Here is a 14,373-nt window from a genome sequence, read left to right as displayed (position 1 = left end):
CGCCCCGGTAGCGTCGCCCATGGCGTACGACCCGCTCTCGCCCTCCGAAGCCCTCCGAACGCCCGCCGGAATCGTCCTCGCGACGCTGAGTCTCCTCGTGTTCGCCTACTCGCTCGTGTTCGTCGGACAGGTCCTTCTCGGTCTCGTCCTCGTCGGCCTGTCGGCGAGCCTGTACGTCTCCTACCGGCTCTTCGTCGCGCTCGACTCGATCGCAGACGGCGCACAGCGGCTCGCCGACGCCCGCGAGCGGGAGGTCGACGCGACAGAAGATAGCCATCGCACGGAGGGTGACGAGCGAGAGCCCCGGCCGCAAACGACGAGTGAGCTCACCGAGCGCGAGCGATGACCGGGCCGCTCGCCTCACGCGAACACGACGAACCGGAACAGCCACAGCGCGAGCATCCCGCTCGCGATGGTGGCGAACACGTCCTCGGTCCGCCACGCGACCGCGCCGGCGACGAGGCCCGCGATCAGCCGCTCGTCGAGCAGCGTCGCGGCGACCGACGGGCGCGGCGTCACCAGGTCGGGGAGGACCAGCGCCGCCAGCACCGCGGGCGGGACATATCGCAGCGGGCGCTGGAGCCGCGTCGGGACCCCGTCGATCCGGCCGAACAGGTGGATGAAGGAGAGCCGGATGCCGTAGGTGATCGCGCCGATCGCGAGGATGGCGACCCAGGCGCGCGGAGAGGCGATCAGCCCGCCGAGCGCGCCGGTCACGACGCCGTCACCCCCGCCGATCCCGCGCCGGGGTCCGTCACGACGCCGTCACCTCCGTCACCAGTCCGGCGGCGATTCCGCACAGCGCGCCGGCGAGCAGGCCGAGGTTGAGCGGGAGTCCGACCGCGGCGACGGCGACCGCACCGCCGGCGACGCCGGCGACGGTCGTCGGTCGGTCCTTCATCGCGGGGACGAGGAGCGCGAGGAAGACGAGCGGCACCGCGAAGGTGAGCCCCCACGCGTCGGGGACGCCGGCACCGAGGACGACGCCCGCGACCGTCCCGATCTGCCAGACGATCCACAGCGACGCGGCCGCGCCGAGGTAGTAGCGCCACCGGCTGCGCTCCGGGTTCTCGTCGAACTCGGCGACCGACAGCGCGTACGCCTGATCCGTGAGCAGGTACGCCAGCCCCGCGCGGAGCCGGCGGCCGTAGTCGGCGAAGTGAGGCGCGATGGAGGCGGAGTACATTAACATTCGGAGGTTGATCACCGCTGCCGTGCCGACCACGACCGCGAGGGGGGCGTTCTCGCCGAGCAGCTCCAGCGCCGCCAGTTGGGACGCCCCAGCGAACACGATCACCGACATGCCCACCGCCTCGGCGAGCCCGAGCCCGGCGTCGACGGCGGCGATGCCGGCCACGAGCGAGAAGGGCGCGATCCCGAGCATGAGCGGGGAGACGTCTCGCACGCCCGCGAGCAGGTCCTCGTCGAGGACGGGCCCGCGCACGGCTACGGATCCCTCGGGTACGGCGGCTCGTCGTACTTCGCCGCGAGCCGGTCGGCGTGTTCCAGCTTCGTGTTCGCCTTGCGGAAGGTGCCGAGGAGCGTGTGTATCTCCCGTTCCGTCGGGTGCGCGCGGCCCATGAGCCGCCGCATCAGCAGCGCGTTCTTCTCGCGGACGTGGTCGCGCTGCCCCGTCGACGCGAGGAAGTCGTCGAAAAAGTCGTGGAAGCGCTCGACGTCGTTCTCGGGCGCGCGGGTCACCTCGGTGTCGGGGAGCTGCGTCTCCCCGACGGTCAGATCGCGGAGTTCGTACAGCAGTACCGTCGCTGCCTGCCCGAGGTTCAAGACCGGGTAGTCCTCGTCGGCCGGGATCGAACACACCTCGTCGAGCCGCGAGAGCTCCTCGTTGTTGAGCCCGCGCCCCTCGCGGCCGAAGACGATCGCGGTGGGTGCGTCGACCGTCTTCAGCGACTCGCGCAGTTCGACGGGCGTCTTGAACGGGAACCGCTCGTGGCTGCGGTCGTCCTCGCCGGTGATCGCGGTGGTCCCGACCGTGTGGTAGTTCGCGACGACCTCGTCGAAGGTGACCTCCTCGGCGTTCGGCAGCACGTCCTCGCGGGCGTGGCCGGCGAAGCCGTACGCCTCGCCGTCCTCCTTCAGCTCCGGCGGGTCGACCAGCTTGAGGTCGGAGAGCCCGAAGTTCTTCATCGCCCGCGCGATGGTACCGACGTTGCCGGGCGTCTCCGGCTCGACGACGACGACGACCGGTTTCCGACGGTCGATCCCCGTCTCCGAGCCTTCTGCGGCTCCGGCCTCCGCTGCCGCCGAGTCATCCGCGGGTTCGTCTTCCGTCGCCGCGTCCGGTTCCTCCGCTCCCTCGCCGCTCATCGGTCGGACGGGTAGTCGGTCGAGAGGTCGAGGTCGGACTCCACGACTTCCTCGTCCGTCACGGTCTCGTCGTCGTCGGCCCGCTCGCCGGCGAGTTCGAGGATGTCGATCCGGTCGCCGTCGAACCCCTCTTCGAGCCGCTCTTGGACCTCCTGCTGGTCTGGGAGGTCGGGGAGCGCGCCGGGATCTTCTTCGACGTGCTCGACGGAGGCGTACCCGTCCGGGGCCTCGTTGCCCGCGGCGACCCACTCGTGGAAGCGGTCGGCGAACTCGACGGTCCCCTTGTGGTCGCTGCCGCCCGCCTCGCGGAACCAGTAGAGCAGGTCCGGCTCGTGTTCGGGGCAGAGCAGCACCTCGCCGTCCGGCTCGCCGTACACGATCTCCGCCTCCCGACAGCGGTGGATCTCCGCCTCTCCGTAGTCGAGGTAGCAGACGTCGCAGGGCTCCTCGACGAGGGAGACGAGCCGCAGGAGTCGCTCTCGCGGGTCCTCGGGGATCTCGTCGAGGGGCTTGAGCTCCTCGTCGTCGGTGAATATCTCGTCCTCCTCGAAGCGCCATCCGCGGAGGCCGATGCTCACTTTCGCCATGGGCACGCTACGCTCCGGCGGCGATAAAAGCGCGTCCTTCCCGGCACGAGGCCGGTCGCGACGCCGACTCGGCACCACTGGGCCACCCCAACGACGCGCCGCGATCGGGCCGCCCAGCGGGATACCCGTTGCCGGGGCTGGAACGCCGCGTCGCCCGCGCGCCGTTTATACGTCCGGCGACCCTCCTCCGCGCCATGAGGCGACGGCGACTCCTCGGGCTGGCCGCGGCCGCAAGTGTCGGGACCGCGGCCGGCTGTCTGGGCGGCGGTCCGACGGCAGGCGAGGGTAGTGGGGACGGCGGAGGCGACGGTGAGGACGATGGTGAGGGAGACGGCTCAGGCAGCGACGGAGACGGCGTCGACTGGCCGACCGGGACGTACGCCGACTACGAGACGACGACGGTGACAGTCGAGAATTCGGCGGGCGAGGAACTCGGGTCGGTGACGGCCGCCATCGCGGACGACGGGGAGAAAAGGCCGCTCGGGCTCAGCGACGCCGAGGCGCTTCCGGAGGACGGCGGGATGCTGTTCACCTACGCCTCGCCGCGCGACCTGACGTTTATCATGCCGGACATGAGCTTCGGGATCGACATCGTCTTCGTTGGCGGCGACCGCGAGATAACCCGAATTCACAACGCGCCCGAACCCGGTCCGAACGAGGACGGAAGCGAGCAGAAGTATCCCGGCTCGGGGCAGTACGTGTTGGAGGTCCCGTACGAGTGGACCGACCGACGCGGCGTCGAGGTCGGAGACCGCCTCGCGTTCGACCTGTGACTCCGCTTCAGCGCGGTCGGTCGGCGGCCGCGGGTCCGTGCGCGTTCAGGTCCGGATCGCGGGCGACACTCACCGCGAGGACGACGCTCATGACCCCGAACAGCGCCACGACCGCGAGCGCGAAGACGCCGACGCCGACCGCGACGAGGGACTGACTCCCGAGGAACTCTGCGCCTATCGTCGTGAGCAGGGCGGCCAACGCGAGTCCGAACAGCAGCCTCTCCGATTTCGTGTACATGGTTCAGTTCCGTGCCGGACGGAGTTAAGCCGTGTCCGACGGCTGCCGTCGTGTCTCACACTGGCACGTCTCGCGACCGTTCCGGGCGGCTCCGCGGGCTATCTCCGACCGGCGCTCTGCGGTCGGTCCGTTGTAACCATTAGTTGCTCGCGTTCGCCTCGCTTCCGTCGCCCACTCCCCCCGTTTATGTCGCTCGCGCCCGTGGTGATCGTATGCGAAACGTGGACGCCGCGGGGCTGGGGATCGGCGACGACCACCCGCCCCGGATCATGGGGGTACTCAACGTCTCCGCCGAGTCGCCGTACGACCCCAGCGTGTACGACGACCCCGGCGAGGCCGCCGCCTACGTCGACGAGGAACTGATCGGGGAAGGCGCGGACATCGTCGACGTCGGGCTGGAGTCGGCGAACAAGGACTTGGACGTGCTCTCGGCCGAACAGGAGTTGGATCGGCTCGACACCGCGGTCGAGACGCTCGAATCGACCTCCGGCGACGCCGTCTGGTCGATCGAGACGCGCTACCACGAGGTCGCCGACGAGGCGATCTCGCGCGGGTTCGACATGGTCAACGACATCTGCGGGTTCGCCGACCCCGAGATGCCCCGCGTCTGCCGCGAACACGACGTGGCGGTCTCGAAGATGGCGTCGCCCCCGGATCTGGAACGCCCGGGCGCGATCGAGGACGTGGACGACATCTACGAGGCGCTGTCGATGAACGGGGTCACCGACAAGACGATCCTCGACCCCGCGTTCGGCGGCTGGTCCGCCGAGAAGACCCACGAGGACGACCGCGAGACGTTCCACCGGCTCCGCGAGTTCCGCGGGTACGGCCGGCCCCTGCTCGTCTCGATCAACCGTAAGAGCTTCCTCAGGACCATCGCGGGCCGCAGCACCGAGGAGGCGCTCCCCGTCTCCCTCGCGGCTACGTCGATGGCGGTCGAGCGCGGCGCGCACGTCATCCGCACTCACGACGTGGCCGAGACGCGCGACGCCGCGCTCGTCGGGGCCGAGTTCGCCCGTAATCGCTACTCCGACCGCGGCTCCGACGGCGTCGCCGCCGAGGAGCTCGACGTGACGACCGTCCGCGAGGCCGAGCGCCACCTCGACCGGATCGGCGCGGCGGACGCGGCGCAGGGGGACCGGGGCGTCGCCGACAGCGCCGTCGTGCGCACATACGAGCTCTCGGGGCTCGGCGACCCGGCCGTCGGCGCGCTCCGCGCCGCGACCGCCGGTCCCGACGCCCCCGCCGCCGCGTTCGCGCTCGGCGACCCGAACCGCGGACGGAGCGAGACGACCGCCTCGGCGGCCGACGGCGGCGACGGAGCAACCGTCGACGCGCCCGCAGGTGGCCGACGCGGACTCCTGATCGGGACGCCGGCCGCCGTCTCGGCGGTCAGAGACGACGTGTCCGGCGTTTCGTCGGATCTCGACGCCGTTCTCGGCGACATCGCCCGACACGGTAGCTAAGAGAAAGTTTATGCCCTCGTGTAGACAACCGATCGACCGGACGCCGGAGGGGCACGCGGGTAGGGGTACTCTGTGCCACTCCGGTCCATACCATATCCGAACCGGCGAGCGGCAGCGCCGTCCCGCGCCGCCCCGGAGAAAGGCCTCCCGGAGCGTGACTCGCCGATGAACTTCTCGACGTTCGAGCCGGCGTACGAGGCGATACTCGACGACTTCGGGTTCGACCGTGCGGCCGACGAGCGCGCCCGCGACGCCGCCGCCGACCTCGCGACCCCGTTCCCCCTCGACCGGCTCGCCGACTGGCGCGGCGAGACCGTCGCCGTCGCGGGCGCGGCCCCCTGCCTCGCCGACGAGGTCGAACTCGCCCGCGACGCCGACGTCGTCGTCGCCGCCTCCACCGCGGTCGACGTCCTCGCGGACCGCGGCGTCGCCGTCGACTGTATGGTGACCGACCTCGACAAGAACCCGGAGACGGCGGCGGCGCTGACCCGCGACGGCGTCCCGGTCGCCGCCCACGCCCACGGCGACAACCTCCCCGCGGTCCGCGAGTGGCTGCCGCGCTTCGCGGACGAGCGGACGCTGGCGACGACGCAGGCGGCCCCCGTCGGACCGGTCCGGAACACGGGCGGGTTCACCGACGGCGACCGCGCCGCGTTCCTCGCCGACCACGTCGGGGCCGGCGAACTCGTCTTCCCCGGGTGGGACTTCGACGACCCCGACGTCGACCCGATGAAGGCGAAAAAGCTCGACTGGGCCGCCCGCCTGTTGCGCTGGCTCGAACGCCGCCGCGACGAGGAGTTCGCCGTTTTGGACGGGCGACGCGAGGCGGCGGACGAGACGCTGGAAGCGATTCTCGGCGGAGAGTTAACCGGCGACCCCGGCGGCGACTAAGCCTCGCGCTCCACTCGCGGCTCCGGGAACAGCTCGTCGCGGTCGCGCTCGCCGATCCACTCGGCCAGCTGGACGAGCTGGTCCGCGGCGGCCTCGAACAGGCGTTCGCTCTTCTCCGGAGTCACGTCGGTCGGATCGCCGAACGCGCCGTTCGCGGAGTTGTCGACCGCGTCGTAGAACGTGCGCGCGCCGTGGACGGTCGTGTCGGCGTCGTCGAGGTCGACGAGCCCCCCGTCGCGGGCGTCTTCGAGTCGGTCCTCGCGGACGAGGTCGGGCGCGACGTGGGTGATCATCGCCGTCTCCTTCGGCCCGGCGTGCGGGCCGTTGCGCTCGAACAGGTCGTCGACCAGCTCCGGGATCGACTCGTCCCACATCCATTCGACGGCGTAGGCGACCTCGTCCTCGTGGAGCCGCCGCCCGACCTCTCGGAGGTGCTGGACGTTGCCGCCGTGGGCGTTGACGAACACCACGCGGTCGATGCCGTGGTACGCGAGGTTCCGGGAGAAGGACTCGACGTAGTCGCGGAACTCGGGCGGGTCGACCCACATCGTCCCCGGGAACTGGCGGTGATGCGGGCTGACGCCGACGTTGATCGTCGGCGTTCGGAAGGCGTCAGACCGGTCCGCGGCCGCCGTCGCGAGCGCCTCGGCGATCAGGTGGTCGGTCGCCAGCGGGAGGTGCGGGCCGTGCTGTTCGGTCGATCCGAGCGGGACGAGCGCGACGGAGCCCTCCGACAGCGCGTCGCCGAGCTCCGGCCAGGTGTGGTTCGCGAGGTACATGTCCCGACGACGCCGGCCGGACGTATCAAACCGCCGTCTCCGGCGGAACCGGCCGGCGAGGAGCCGCCGTTCGCGCCGTGTCGACACCCTTTTTGTGTCCTCCGGCCGAACCGACGACCATGTTCGGAGGCGGCGGCATGAACCCGCGAAAGATGAAACAGATGATGAAACAGATGGGGATCGACGTCGAGGAGCTCGACGCCGAACGGGTCGTCATCGAGACGGCCGACGGCGACGACCTCGTCTTCGACGGCGCGCAGGTCACCAAGATGGACGCCCAAGGGCAGGAGACCTATCAGATCGTCGGCTCGCCCGACGCGGTCGCCGACGCGGGCGCTGGCGGCGGCGCGACGGCCGTCGAGGGCGACGCGGACGACCCGGCGCTCGACGAGGCGGACGGCGGCGACGACGAGATCCCGGAGGAAGACGTGAAACTCGTCGCTCAGCAGGCCGGCGTCTCGAAGGCGGACGCCCGAGAGGCGCTGGAGGCGGCCAACGGCGAGCCGGCCCGCGCGATCTCGGACCTGTAGTGACGGACGCCGCGTACCTGCTCGTCCACGACGACCGGGAGTACCTGCTGGAGCCGGGCGAGGAGTTCGGCACCGACCTCGGCGTGATCGAGGTCCCCGAGGACGTCGCGGCCGGCGACGAGGTCGAGACCCACCTCGGCACCGTCTTCGAGGTCCGCGCGCTCCGCGGCCCGGATCTCTTCAACCACCTCGAACGCACCGGCGCGCCGATGATGCCCCGCGACGTGGGGCTGGTGATGGGCCACACCGGCGCGTCCGGCGGCGACCGCGTCCTCGACGCGGGCACCGGCACGGGCATCCTCGCCGCGTACCTCGGCCGCGCCGGGGCCGACGTCACCTCTTACGAGGTGGACGCCGAGTTCGCCGAGGTCGCCCGCGAGAACATGCGGACGGCGGGGGTTTCCGACCGCGTCGAGGTGCGGACCGGCGACCTCACCGACGAGCTGGACGCGCTCGCCGACGGCGAGCCGTTCGACGCGCTGACGCTCGACACCGGCGACGCGCCGGCCGTGGTCGAGCGCGCGGACGAACTGCTCGCGCCCGGCGGTCGCCTCGCCGTCTACTCCCCGTTCGTGGAGGGGACCCGCGAGGCGGCCCTCGCCGCCCGCGAGGCGGGCTTCGACGGGGTCGAGACGCTCGAGACGATCCAGCGCGAGATGGACTTCTCCGACCGCGGCTCGCGCCCCTCCACCGCCGGCGTCGGCCACACGGGCTACCTCGTGTTCGCCCGAGCGCCCTGACGCCGCCGCAACGCTCTTTCGGGTCGCGGCTGTGACCGTCGGTGTGGTAGCCGACGACGACGCCGCGACCGACTCGACTTCGGACGCCACCAGCGACGCGGCAAGCGACGACACCCGGGCGACACGCGACCCGACGGAGGTCGCCGACATCCTCCCCCGAGACGACGATCCGCTCGCCGAGGCGGTCGAGACGGCCCTCTGCGGCCGGTCCGAGGTGGTCGCGGTCGGCGTTCCCCTTCGCTTGCTCCCGTCAATTCTGACGGCCCGCGAGCGGTCTTCGGGGCCGCCGTGGCGGGTTGCGTGTCGCCCGGGCGTCGTCGACGCGCTCTCCCGGGCGCTCGTCCTCGGCACCGCGGCCGCCGAGGCGGTCGAGACGGACGCGATCCGGATCCGCACCGGAGAACGCCTCGATCACGGGACGAACGGCACGCTGTTCGCGAGTCCCGACCGCGTCGACGCGGTCGTCGGCCCCGCCGGCGATCGGGCGCTCGCGACGACGACGGTCGACGACGACCCCCGAGCCGCGTCCGCGACCGACGCGCGGGCGACCGTCCGGGGCGTCCGGGCCGCCGCCGAGTCGCGGTTCGACGCGGCGACGGCGGAGTCGGTCGGGATGCCCTCGCGGCGGCGACTGATCGCCGCGGCGCGCGAGGTCCTCGACGACCGCTTCGCCGACGACGTGGCCGCCGTGCTGGAGTCGCTCGTGCCCGGCGAGTTCGGTCGCACGAGCGAGCCGTCGGACCGGACGCTGCTCGTCGCGCTCGCGGCGCGACACGACCACCTCTTCCGCGACCTCCGCCGGTGGGTCGGGACGGAGGGGGTCGGGATCGCCCCCGGACAGGAGTTCACCCGCGACCGGCGCGCGCTCGTCGAGCGGGAGCTGATCGAGTCGATCAAGATGCCGATGGGACCGGGGCGGCCGATGCTCCGGCTCCGCGCGGTCGACGACGCGCTGTTGCGCGCCCGCCCCGAGGAGGTGCCGAGCGTCCTCAAGGGCCGGTTCGCGCTGCCGACCGACGCGGACGGTCGGATCCGCAGCGACGCGAGCCGCGACGACCGGCGACCGGTCTGGGAGCGGCGGCGGTGGTGACGGGAGTCCCGGGGCGGGCCGCCGATCCGACGTGACAAGAACTAACTCTCGGCGGCGCGCCCACACGAGTATGACGACGTTCTCCGACAGGGTCGAGCGGATCTCGATGAGCGGGATCCGCGAGGTGTTCGAGGCGGCCGGCGACGACGCGATCAACCTCGGGCTGGGCCAGCCGGACTTCCCGACGCCCGAGCACGCGCGCCGGGCCGCGGTCGACGCCATCGAGTCCGGGAAGGCCGACGCCTACACCGAGAACAAGGGGACTCCGTCGCTGCGGGAGGCGATCGCCGAGAAACACCGCGCCGACCAGGGGATCGACCTCGACCCGGGCAACGTCATCGCGACCGCCGGCGGCAGCGAGGCGCTTCACGTCGCCCTCGAAGCGCACGTCGACGCGGGCGACGAGGTGCTGATCCCGGACCCGGGATTCGTCTCCTACGACGCGCTGACGAAGCTGACCGGCGGCGAGCCGGTCCCCGTGCCGCTCCGCGACGACCTCACGATCGACCCGGCGGCGATAGCGGACGCGATCACCGACGACACCGCGGCGTTCGTCGTCAACTCTCCGGGCAACCCCACTGGCGCGGTCTCCTCCGAGGCTGACGTGCGGGAGTTCGCGCGGATCGCCGACGAGCACGACGTGCTCTGTATCTCGGACGAGGTGTACGAGTACACCGTCTTCGACGGCGAACACCGGTCGCCGATCGAGTTCGCCGAGACGGACAACGTCGTGGTCGTCAACTCCGCCTCGAAGCTGTTCTCGATGACCGGCTGGCGGCTCGGCTGGGTGTACGGCTCCGACGAGCGCGTCGAGCGCATGCTCCGGGTCCACCAGTACGCGCAGGCCTGCGCCTCCGCTCCGGCGCAGTACGCCGCGGAGGCCGCGCTGCGCGGCGACCGCGGCGTGGTCGAGGAGATGACCGACTCCTTCCGGCGTCGCCGCGACCTCCTCCTCGACGGCTTCGACGAGATCGGGCTCGACTGTCCGACCCCGCAAGGGGCGTTCTACGCGATGCCCCGCGTCCCCGACGGGTTCGTCGACGAGTGCCTCGACCGCGGCGTGGTCGTCGTCCCCGGCGAGGCGTTCGGCGAGGGCGGGGCCGGCCACGCCCGGATCTCGTACGCGACCGACGAAGAACAGCTCCGGGAGGCGCTCGACGTGATGGGCGAGGCGTACGACGCGGTCCGCTGAGACCGTTCCGGTCCGCTCCGCGTCAGCCGTCCTCGTCGGCCAGTACCCGGAGCGAGCGCTCGTAGTACTCGTCGCCGTACCGGATCATCTCCTTCTCGTTCGCGCCGACGCCCGCGTCATTCCGTACGTTCCCGTCGACGTACGGCCGCGCGTCGATCGCTCGGAGCAGTTCGACGTACGCCTCGGAGTACGGGTGCGTCTCGCGGTACTCGTCGACCGCCGCGCGCTTGACGATCCGTTCGGCCTCCGTCGAGAGTTCGTCCGTCCCGACCCGGGGGCCGACGAGCTTCGCTCGGAGGGCCGCCTCCATCCGCTCCGGGTCCGCGGCGACCGCCTCCGCGGTCGGCCGGGAGACCGCCTCGTGGAACCGCTCCCGTTCGACCTCGACCCGGTACGTCACGTCCCGGTACGAGACCCGATCCGGACCGTCGTCCGCGAGCAGTTCGCTGTCGCTCCGCGCGGCCTCGGCCCGGTAGACGTACCCCCCGCGCTCGACCAGTCCGACCGGATAGCCGCCCGCGTTCCCCCGGGCCCGCGCGGCGAAGTGCGCGATCCTGACCGCGCGCCGGTCGCTCTCCGGCAGGGGTCCGTCCTCGCCGCCGTCGACGGTCGACTCGCCGCCGTCTCCCGTCGACTCGTCGTCGGTCTCGAAGAGTCGGAGGACCGGATACGTCTCGGCGACCTCGTCGACGACCACCGAGCCGAGCCGGTAGTACGTCCCGTCCTCGCGCACGTACGCGGGGTCGTCCGCGCTCGCGAAGAACGGCTTCCGGCGTCGAGTCGCGTACTCCTCGCCCGCCAGCGCGGCGTCGAGCGCGGCCTCGTCCCACCGCTCGTCCGGGTCGTCGCGGTCGCGCACGTACCGGTCTCGCAGCGACCCGTCGACCCGCGAGAGCGAGAGCCCGAGTTCGGGCCCGTCGCCGTCGCTCGAATCGTCCCCGTCCGTTCCGAGACAGCCCGCGACGACGCCGACGCCCCCGGCGACCGCGCCGGCGAGGAGGCGACGCCGGGAGGGTGTGAGTCCGTCCATATCGGGCGTACCGCGAGGGGACGGAAAGCCGTTGCCGAAACACAAACGCTCGCTTGCGTGACCGCGAGTCGTCGGGACGCGACGCCCGGCGCGCCACTCCGCCGACCGTCTCGAACGAAGTGAATAACTTGAAGTAATTTCCCGGTAGCGGAGCGTTTCCGCAAGTTATACTGTCAGCGGCGGAGTACCGAGGCGTAATGGACCGAAACATACAGGTAAGTCGCCTCGACCGACAGGCGGTCGAGGACCAGGAGGTCGAGATCGTCGAGCGGAAGGGGATCGGTCACCCCGACTCGATCTGCGACGGCGTCGCGGAGTCGGTCTCGCGGGCGCTCTCGCAGCTCTATCTGGACCGCGTCGGGAAGGTGCTCCACTACAACACCGACGAGACGCAGCTGGTCGCCGGGCGCGCGGCCCCCGCGTTCGGCGGCGGCGAGGTCGTCGAACCGATCTACATCCTCATCGTCGGCCGCGCCACGAAGGAGTACGACGGCGAACAGCTCCCGGTCGACTCGACCGCGCTCGCGGCCGCCCGCGACTACCTCTCGGAGGCGATCCCGGAACTGGAGTACGGCACCGACGTGGTCGTCGACGTGAAGCTCGGCGAGGGCTCGGGCGACCTCCAGGACGTCTTCGGCGAGGAGACGCAGGAGGTCCCGATGGCCAACGACACCTCCTTCGGCGTGGGCCACGCGCCGCTCACGGAGACGGAGACCATCGTCCGCGAGGCCGAACGCGCGCTCAACGGCCCGTACCACGACGATCACCCCGAACTCGGCCCCGACGTGAAGATCATGGGCAAACGCGAGGGCGACCGGATCGACATCACCGTCGCCGCCGCGATGGTCGACGCCTACGTCGACGGCCTTGACGACTACGACGACGCGGTCGCGTCCGTCCGCGAGTACGTCGACGACCTCGCCCGCGAGCACACCGACCGCGAGGTCCACGTCGACGTCAACACCGCCGACGACTACGACGAGGGCTCCGTCTACCTCACCGTCACCGGCACCTCCGCCGAGCAGGGCGACGACGGCTCCGTCGGCCGCGGCAACCGCGCCAACGGGCTCATCACGCCCAACCGCCCGATGTCGATGGAGGCGACCTCCGGGAAAAACCCCGTGAACCACATCGGGAAGATCTACAACCTCCTCTCGACCCGCGTCGCCGAGTCCGTCACCGAGGAGGTCGACGGCATCCGCGACCTCCAGGTCCGCCTGCTCTCGCAGATCGGCCGCCCGATCGACGAGCCGCACGTCGCCGACGCGCAGATCGTCACCGAGGACGGCGTCGAACTGGGCGACATCGAGGCGGACGTCCTCGCCATCGTCGACCGCGAACTGGCCGACGTGACCGACGTGACCCGCAGCGTCATCGAGGGCGACGTCTCGACGTTCTGAGGGCGGTCCGTTCCGGGCGGTCGCAGCGCCGCTGACGCCGACCGGCCCGGGGTTTCTACTTGCGACGCCCCGTGCGATCCGACATGGCAGACACGCCGACGGACGTGGAGCTCAAACCCGACCTGACCGACGACGTGGCCCTGGTCACGGGCGCGACCCGCGGGATCGGAGCCGAGATCGCCGCGGAGCTGACCGACCTGGGTGCGAAGGTCTACGCCGGCGCGCGCGACCCCGACGACGTCACGGCCGCGGACCAGCACGCCGTTCGACTGGACGTGACCGAGGACGGCGAGATCCGGGACGCCGTCGACCGGATCGAACGCGAGCAGGGCGGGCTCGACGTCCTCGTGAACAACGCGGGCGTCTTCCCGCGGTCGGGTCCCCTCCACGAGATGGACCTCGCCGACTTCGACCGGACGACGGCCGTGAACCTCCGCGGGCCGGTCGCCGTGACCAAGCGCGCGCTGCCGCTGCTCACCGACGGGACCGCCGGTCGCGTCGTGACGCTCTCGTCGGGGCTCGGGCAGTTCACCGAGGGACGGATGGAGGGCGGCTACCCGGCCTACCGGCTCTCGAAGGTCGGCGTCGGCGGACTGACGGCGTACCTCGACGGCGAGTACGGCGATCGGGGACTCATCGCGAACGCCGTCTCGCCGGGCTGGGTGCGGACGGACATGGGCGGCGACGAAGCGCCGCGGACGCCCTCGAAGGGCGCGGAGACCCCCGTCTGGCTCGCGCGGTTCGCGCCCGGGAGCCCCGCCGGCCACCTCTGGAAGGACCGCGAGCGGATCCCGTGGTAGGGCCGCGGCTCGGCGACCGCAACGGATTTGCGCCGGCCGGACGGAACTCCGGCCATGACGCGGGTGTGTCTCCTCGGCGACCCCGACGTGGAGCTCTCCTACGAGCTGCTCTCCCGCGAGACCGCGCGGGACGCGCTCGCCACCTACCGGATCGAGGAGCCCTTCGAGAACAGCGTCGCCGTCGACACCGTGAGCCTCGGGGCGGCGGTCTCGCTTCTGAACGACCTCGACTGGTACCTCGTCCGCTTCGTCGAGGAGGCGCTGGTGTCTGAGCCGTCCGTCTCCGCCGACGAGTGGCTCTCTCGGGACCTCGCCCGCGAGGTCCGCGACGGCGAGGTCCCCCCGGAAGAGACCGACCAGCGACTGAAGGTGTTCGGCCTCGTCGACGGCCGCCCGGTCGAGCCGCTGTTCGTCCGGCGGCGACAGGGGAAGACCCCCGAGTACGACCTCCGCGACGTCGACGAGACGGTCGTCGTCCGCGTGAGCGAGTCCGAGTTCTCCGGATAGGCGGAGCGGTCAAAGAAAGCCG

The 14,373-nt window shown here is 71.5% G+C and carries 18 protein-coding genes; 11 read left to right on the top strand and 7 right to left on the bottom strand.

The features are described 5' to 3' along the window. Window positions 1–19: 19 nt before the first annotated feature. Window positions 20–346 carry a hypothetical protein gene (locus C472_RS11705; protein WP_006630052.1) on the top strand — a complete coding sequence of 109 codons (327 nt, stop codon included), beginning with the start codon at window positions 20–22 and terminating at the stop codon, window positions 344–346. 14 nt (window positions 347–360) lie between these two features. Here the strand turns inward: C472_RS11705 and C472_RS11700 are convergent, their stop codons facing one another. The 4 genes from C472_RS11700 to C472_RS11685 are packed head-to-tail and all read right to left on the bottom strand — an operon-like array spanning window position 361 to window position 2,915. Further along, the gene (locus tag C472_RS11700; protein ID WP_006630051.1) at window positions 361–717 is read right to left on the bottom strand and encodes an AzlD domain-containing protein; all 357 of its coding nucleotides are present in this window, start codon (window positions 715–717) and stop codon (window positions 361–363) included. Window positions 718–754: 37 nt separating this feature from the next. After that, window positions 755–1,444, bottom strand: a complete 690-nt coding sequence (locus C472_RS11695) for an AzlC family ABC transporter permease (RefSeq protein ID WP_006630050.1) — start codon at window positions 1,442–1,444, stop codon at window positions 755–757. Window positions 1,445–1,446: 2 nt separating this feature from the next. Next, window positions 1,447–2,328, bottom strand: coding sequence for an RNA methyltransferase (locus C472_RS11690; RefSeq protein ID WP_006630049.1), 882 nt, complete (start codon window positions 2,326–2,328; stop codon window positions 1,447–1,449). Continuing rightward, window positions 2,325–2,915, bottom strand: coding sequence for a hypothetical protein (locus C472_RS11685; RefSeq protein WP_006630048.1), 591 nt, complete (start codon window positions 2,913–2,915; stop codon window positions 2,325–2,327). Before C472_RS11685 ends, C472_RS11690 begins: the two co-directional genes overlap by 4 nt. Window positions 2,916–3,109: 194 nt before the next feature. Between C472_RS11685 and C472_RS11680 the strand changes: the two genes are divergently transcribed. Further along, a complete protein-coding gene (locus C472_RS11680; protein WP_006630047.1) occupies window positions 3,110–3,688 on the top strand; it encodes a DUF192 domain-containing protein in 579 nt (192 codons plus the stop codon). Window positions 3,689–3,695: 7 nt separating this feature from the next. Here the strand turns inward: C472_RS11680 and C472_RS11675 are convergent, their stop codons facing one another. Continuing rightward, a complete protein-coding gene (locus tag C472_RS11675) occupies window positions 3,696–3,926 on the bottom strand; it encodes a hypothetical protein (RefSeq protein ID WP_006630046.1) in 231 nt (76 codons plus the stop codon). A 212-nt stretch (window positions 3,927–4,138) separates the two neighbouring features. Here C472_RS11675 and folP point away from each other — a divergent pair, with 212 nt between their 5' ends. Further along, window positions 4,139–5,392, top strand: coding sequence for a dihydropteroate synthase (folP, locus tag C472_RS11670; RefSeq protein WP_193788351.1), 1,254 nt, complete (start codon window positions 4,139–4,141; stop codon window positions 5,390–5,392). Between the two features lie 165 nt (window positions 5,393–5,557). Further along, a complete protein-coding gene (locus C472_RS11665; RefSeq protein ID WP_006630044.1) occupies window positions 5,558–6,283 on the top strand; it encodes a 6-hydroxymethylpterin diphosphokinase MptE-like protein in 726 nt (241 codons plus the stop codon). Here the strand turns inward: C472_RS11665 and C472_RS11660 are convergent. Next, window positions 6,280–7,062 (bottom strand): creatininase family protein, encoded by a 783-nt coding sequence (locus C472_RS11660; RefSeq protein WP_006630043.1) that lies wholly within the window; start codon window positions 7,060–7,062, stop codon window positions 6,280–6,282. The genes C472_RS11665 and C472_RS11660 overlap by 4 nt on opposite strands. Before the next feature lie 119 nt (window positions 7,063–7,181). Between C472_RS11660 and C472_RS11655 the strand changes: the two genes are divergently transcribed. The 4 genes from C472_RS11655 (at window position 7,182) to C472_RS11640 (ending at window position 10,614) form a co-directional block, all read left to right on the top strand. Continuing rightward, window positions 7,182–7,592, top strand: coding sequence for a nascent polypeptide-associated complex protein (locus C472_RS11655; protein WP_006630042.1), 411 nt, complete (start codon window positions 7,182–7,184; stop codon window positions 7,590–7,592). Continuing rightward, entirely contained in the window at window positions 7,592–8,332 is a 741-nt protein-coding gene (locus C472_RS11650; protein WP_006630041.1) for a tRNA (adenine-N1)-methyltransferase, read from the top strand. The genes C472_RS11655 and C472_RS11650 overlap by 1 nt, the downstream gene beginning before the upstream one ends. A 43-nt stretch (window positions 8,333–8,375) precedes the next feature. After that, window positions 8,376–9,422: a transcriptional regulator TbsP domain-containing protein gene (locus C472_RS11645; protein WP_006630040.1), complete on the top strand. Its 1,047-nt coding sequence runs from the start codon at window positions 8,376–8,378 to the stop codon at window positions 9,420–9,422. Window positions 9,423–9,492: 70 nt separating this feature from the next. Next, on the top strand, window positions 9,493–10,614 hold the full coding sequence (locus C472_RS11640; RefSeq protein WP_006630039.1) for a pyridoxal phosphate-dependent aminotransferase: 1,122 nt from the start codon (window positions 9,493–9,495) through the stop codon (window positions 10,612–10,614). A 22-nt stretch (window positions 10,615–10,636) separates the two neighbouring features. Here the strand turns inward: C472_RS11640 and C472_RS11635 are convergent, their stop codons facing one another. Continuing rightward, window positions 10,637–11,644, bottom strand: coding sequence for a hypothetical protein (locus tag C472_RS11635; RefSeq protein ID WP_006630038.1), 1,008 nt, complete (start codon window positions 11,642–11,644; stop codon window positions 10,637–10,639). Window positions 11,645–11,841: 197 nt separating this feature from the next. Between C472_RS11635 and C472_RS11630 the strand changes: the two genes are divergently transcribed. From C472_RS11630 to C472_RS11620, 3 genes are all read left to right on the top strand, one after another. Further along, window positions 11,842–13,044 carry a methionine adenosyltransferase gene (locus tag C472_RS11630; protein ID WP_006630037.1) on the top strand — a complete coding sequence of 401 codons (1,203 nt, stop codon included), beginning with the start codon at window positions 11,842–11,844 and terminating at the stop codon, window positions 13,042–13,044. Window positions 13,045–13,127: 83 nt separating this feature from the next. Then, window positions 13,128–13,844: an SDR family NAD(P)-dependent oxidoreductase gene (locus C472_RS11625; protein ID WP_006630036.1), complete on the top strand. Its 717-nt coding sequence runs from the start codon at window positions 13,128–13,130 to the stop codon at window positions 13,842–13,844. A 54-nt stretch (window positions 13,845–13,898) separates the two neighbouring features. Then, window positions 13,899–14,351 carry a DUF5804 family protein gene (locus C472_RS11620; protein ID WP_006630035.1) on the top strand — a complete coding sequence of 151 codons (453 nt, stop codon included), beginning with the start codon at window positions 13,899–13,901 and terminating at the stop codon, window positions 14,349–14,351. Window positions 14,352–14,373 lie beyond the last annotated feature (22 nt).

The sequence above is a fragment of the Halorubrum tebenquichense DSM 14210 genome (genome assembly GCF_000337415.1).
Lineage (GTDB): Archaea > Halobacteriota > Halobacteria > Halobacteriales > Haloferacaceae > Halorubrum > Halorubrum tebenquichense.
Note: the sequence above shows the minus strand (reverse complement) of the source record. Positions and strands in the feature narration are given on the sequence as shown.

Coding starts and splice junctions, on each gene's coding strand:
- C472_RS11685 (WP_006630048.1), bottom strand. CDS start 2,915: ATGGCGAAAGTGAGCATCGGCCTCCGCGGATGGCGCTTCGAGGAGGAC.
- folP (WP_193788351.1), top strand. CDS start 4,139: ATGCGAAACGTGGACGCCGCGGGGCTGGGGATCGGCGACGACCACCCG.
- C472_RS11660 (WP_006630043.1), bottom strand. CDS start 7,062: ATGTACCTCGCGAACCACACCTGGCCGGAGCTCGGCGACGCGCTGTCG.
- C472_RS11655 (WP_006630042.1), top strand. CDS start 7,182: ATGTTCGGAGGCGGCGGCATGAACCCGCGAAAGATGAAACAGATGATG.
- C472_RS11705 (WP_006630052.1), top strand. CDS start 20: ATGGCGTACGACCCGCTCTCGCCCTCCGAAGCCCTCCGAACGCCCGCC.
- C472_RS11675 (WP_006630046.1), bottom strand. CDS start 3,926: ATGTACACGAAATCGGAGAGGCTGCTGTTCGGACTCGCGTTGGCCGCC.
- C472_RS11640 (WP_006630039.1), top strand. CDS start 9,493: ATGACGACGTTCTCCGACAGGGTCGAGCGGATCTCGATGAGCGGGATC.
- C472_RS11630 (WP_006630037.1), top strand. CDS start 11,842: ATGGACCGAAACATACAGGTAAGTCGCCTCGACCGACAGGCGGTCGAG.
- C472_RS11690 (WP_006630049.1), bottom strand. CDS start 2,328: ATGAGCGGCGAGGGAGCGGAGGAACCGGACGCGGCGACGGAAGACGAA.
- C472_RS11625 (WP_006630036.1), top strand. CDS start 13,128: ATGGCAGACACGCCGACGGACGTGGAGCTCAAACCCGACCTGACCGAC.
- C472_RS11635 (WP_006630038.1), bottom strand. CDS start 11,644: ATGGACGGACTCACACCCTCCCGGCGTCGCCTCCTCGCCGGCGCGGTC.
- C472_RS11665 (WP_006630044.1), top strand. CDS start 5,558: ATGAACTTCTCGACGTTCGAGCCGGCGTACGAGGCGATACTCGACGAC.
- C472_RS11680 (WP_006630047.1), top strand. CDS start 3,110: ATGAGGCGACGGCGACTCCTCGGGCTGGCCGCGGCCGCAAGTGTCGGG.
- C472_RS11620 (WP_006630035.1), top strand. CDS start 13,899: ATGACGCGGGTGTGTCTCCTCGGCGACCCCGACGTGGAGCTCTCCTAC.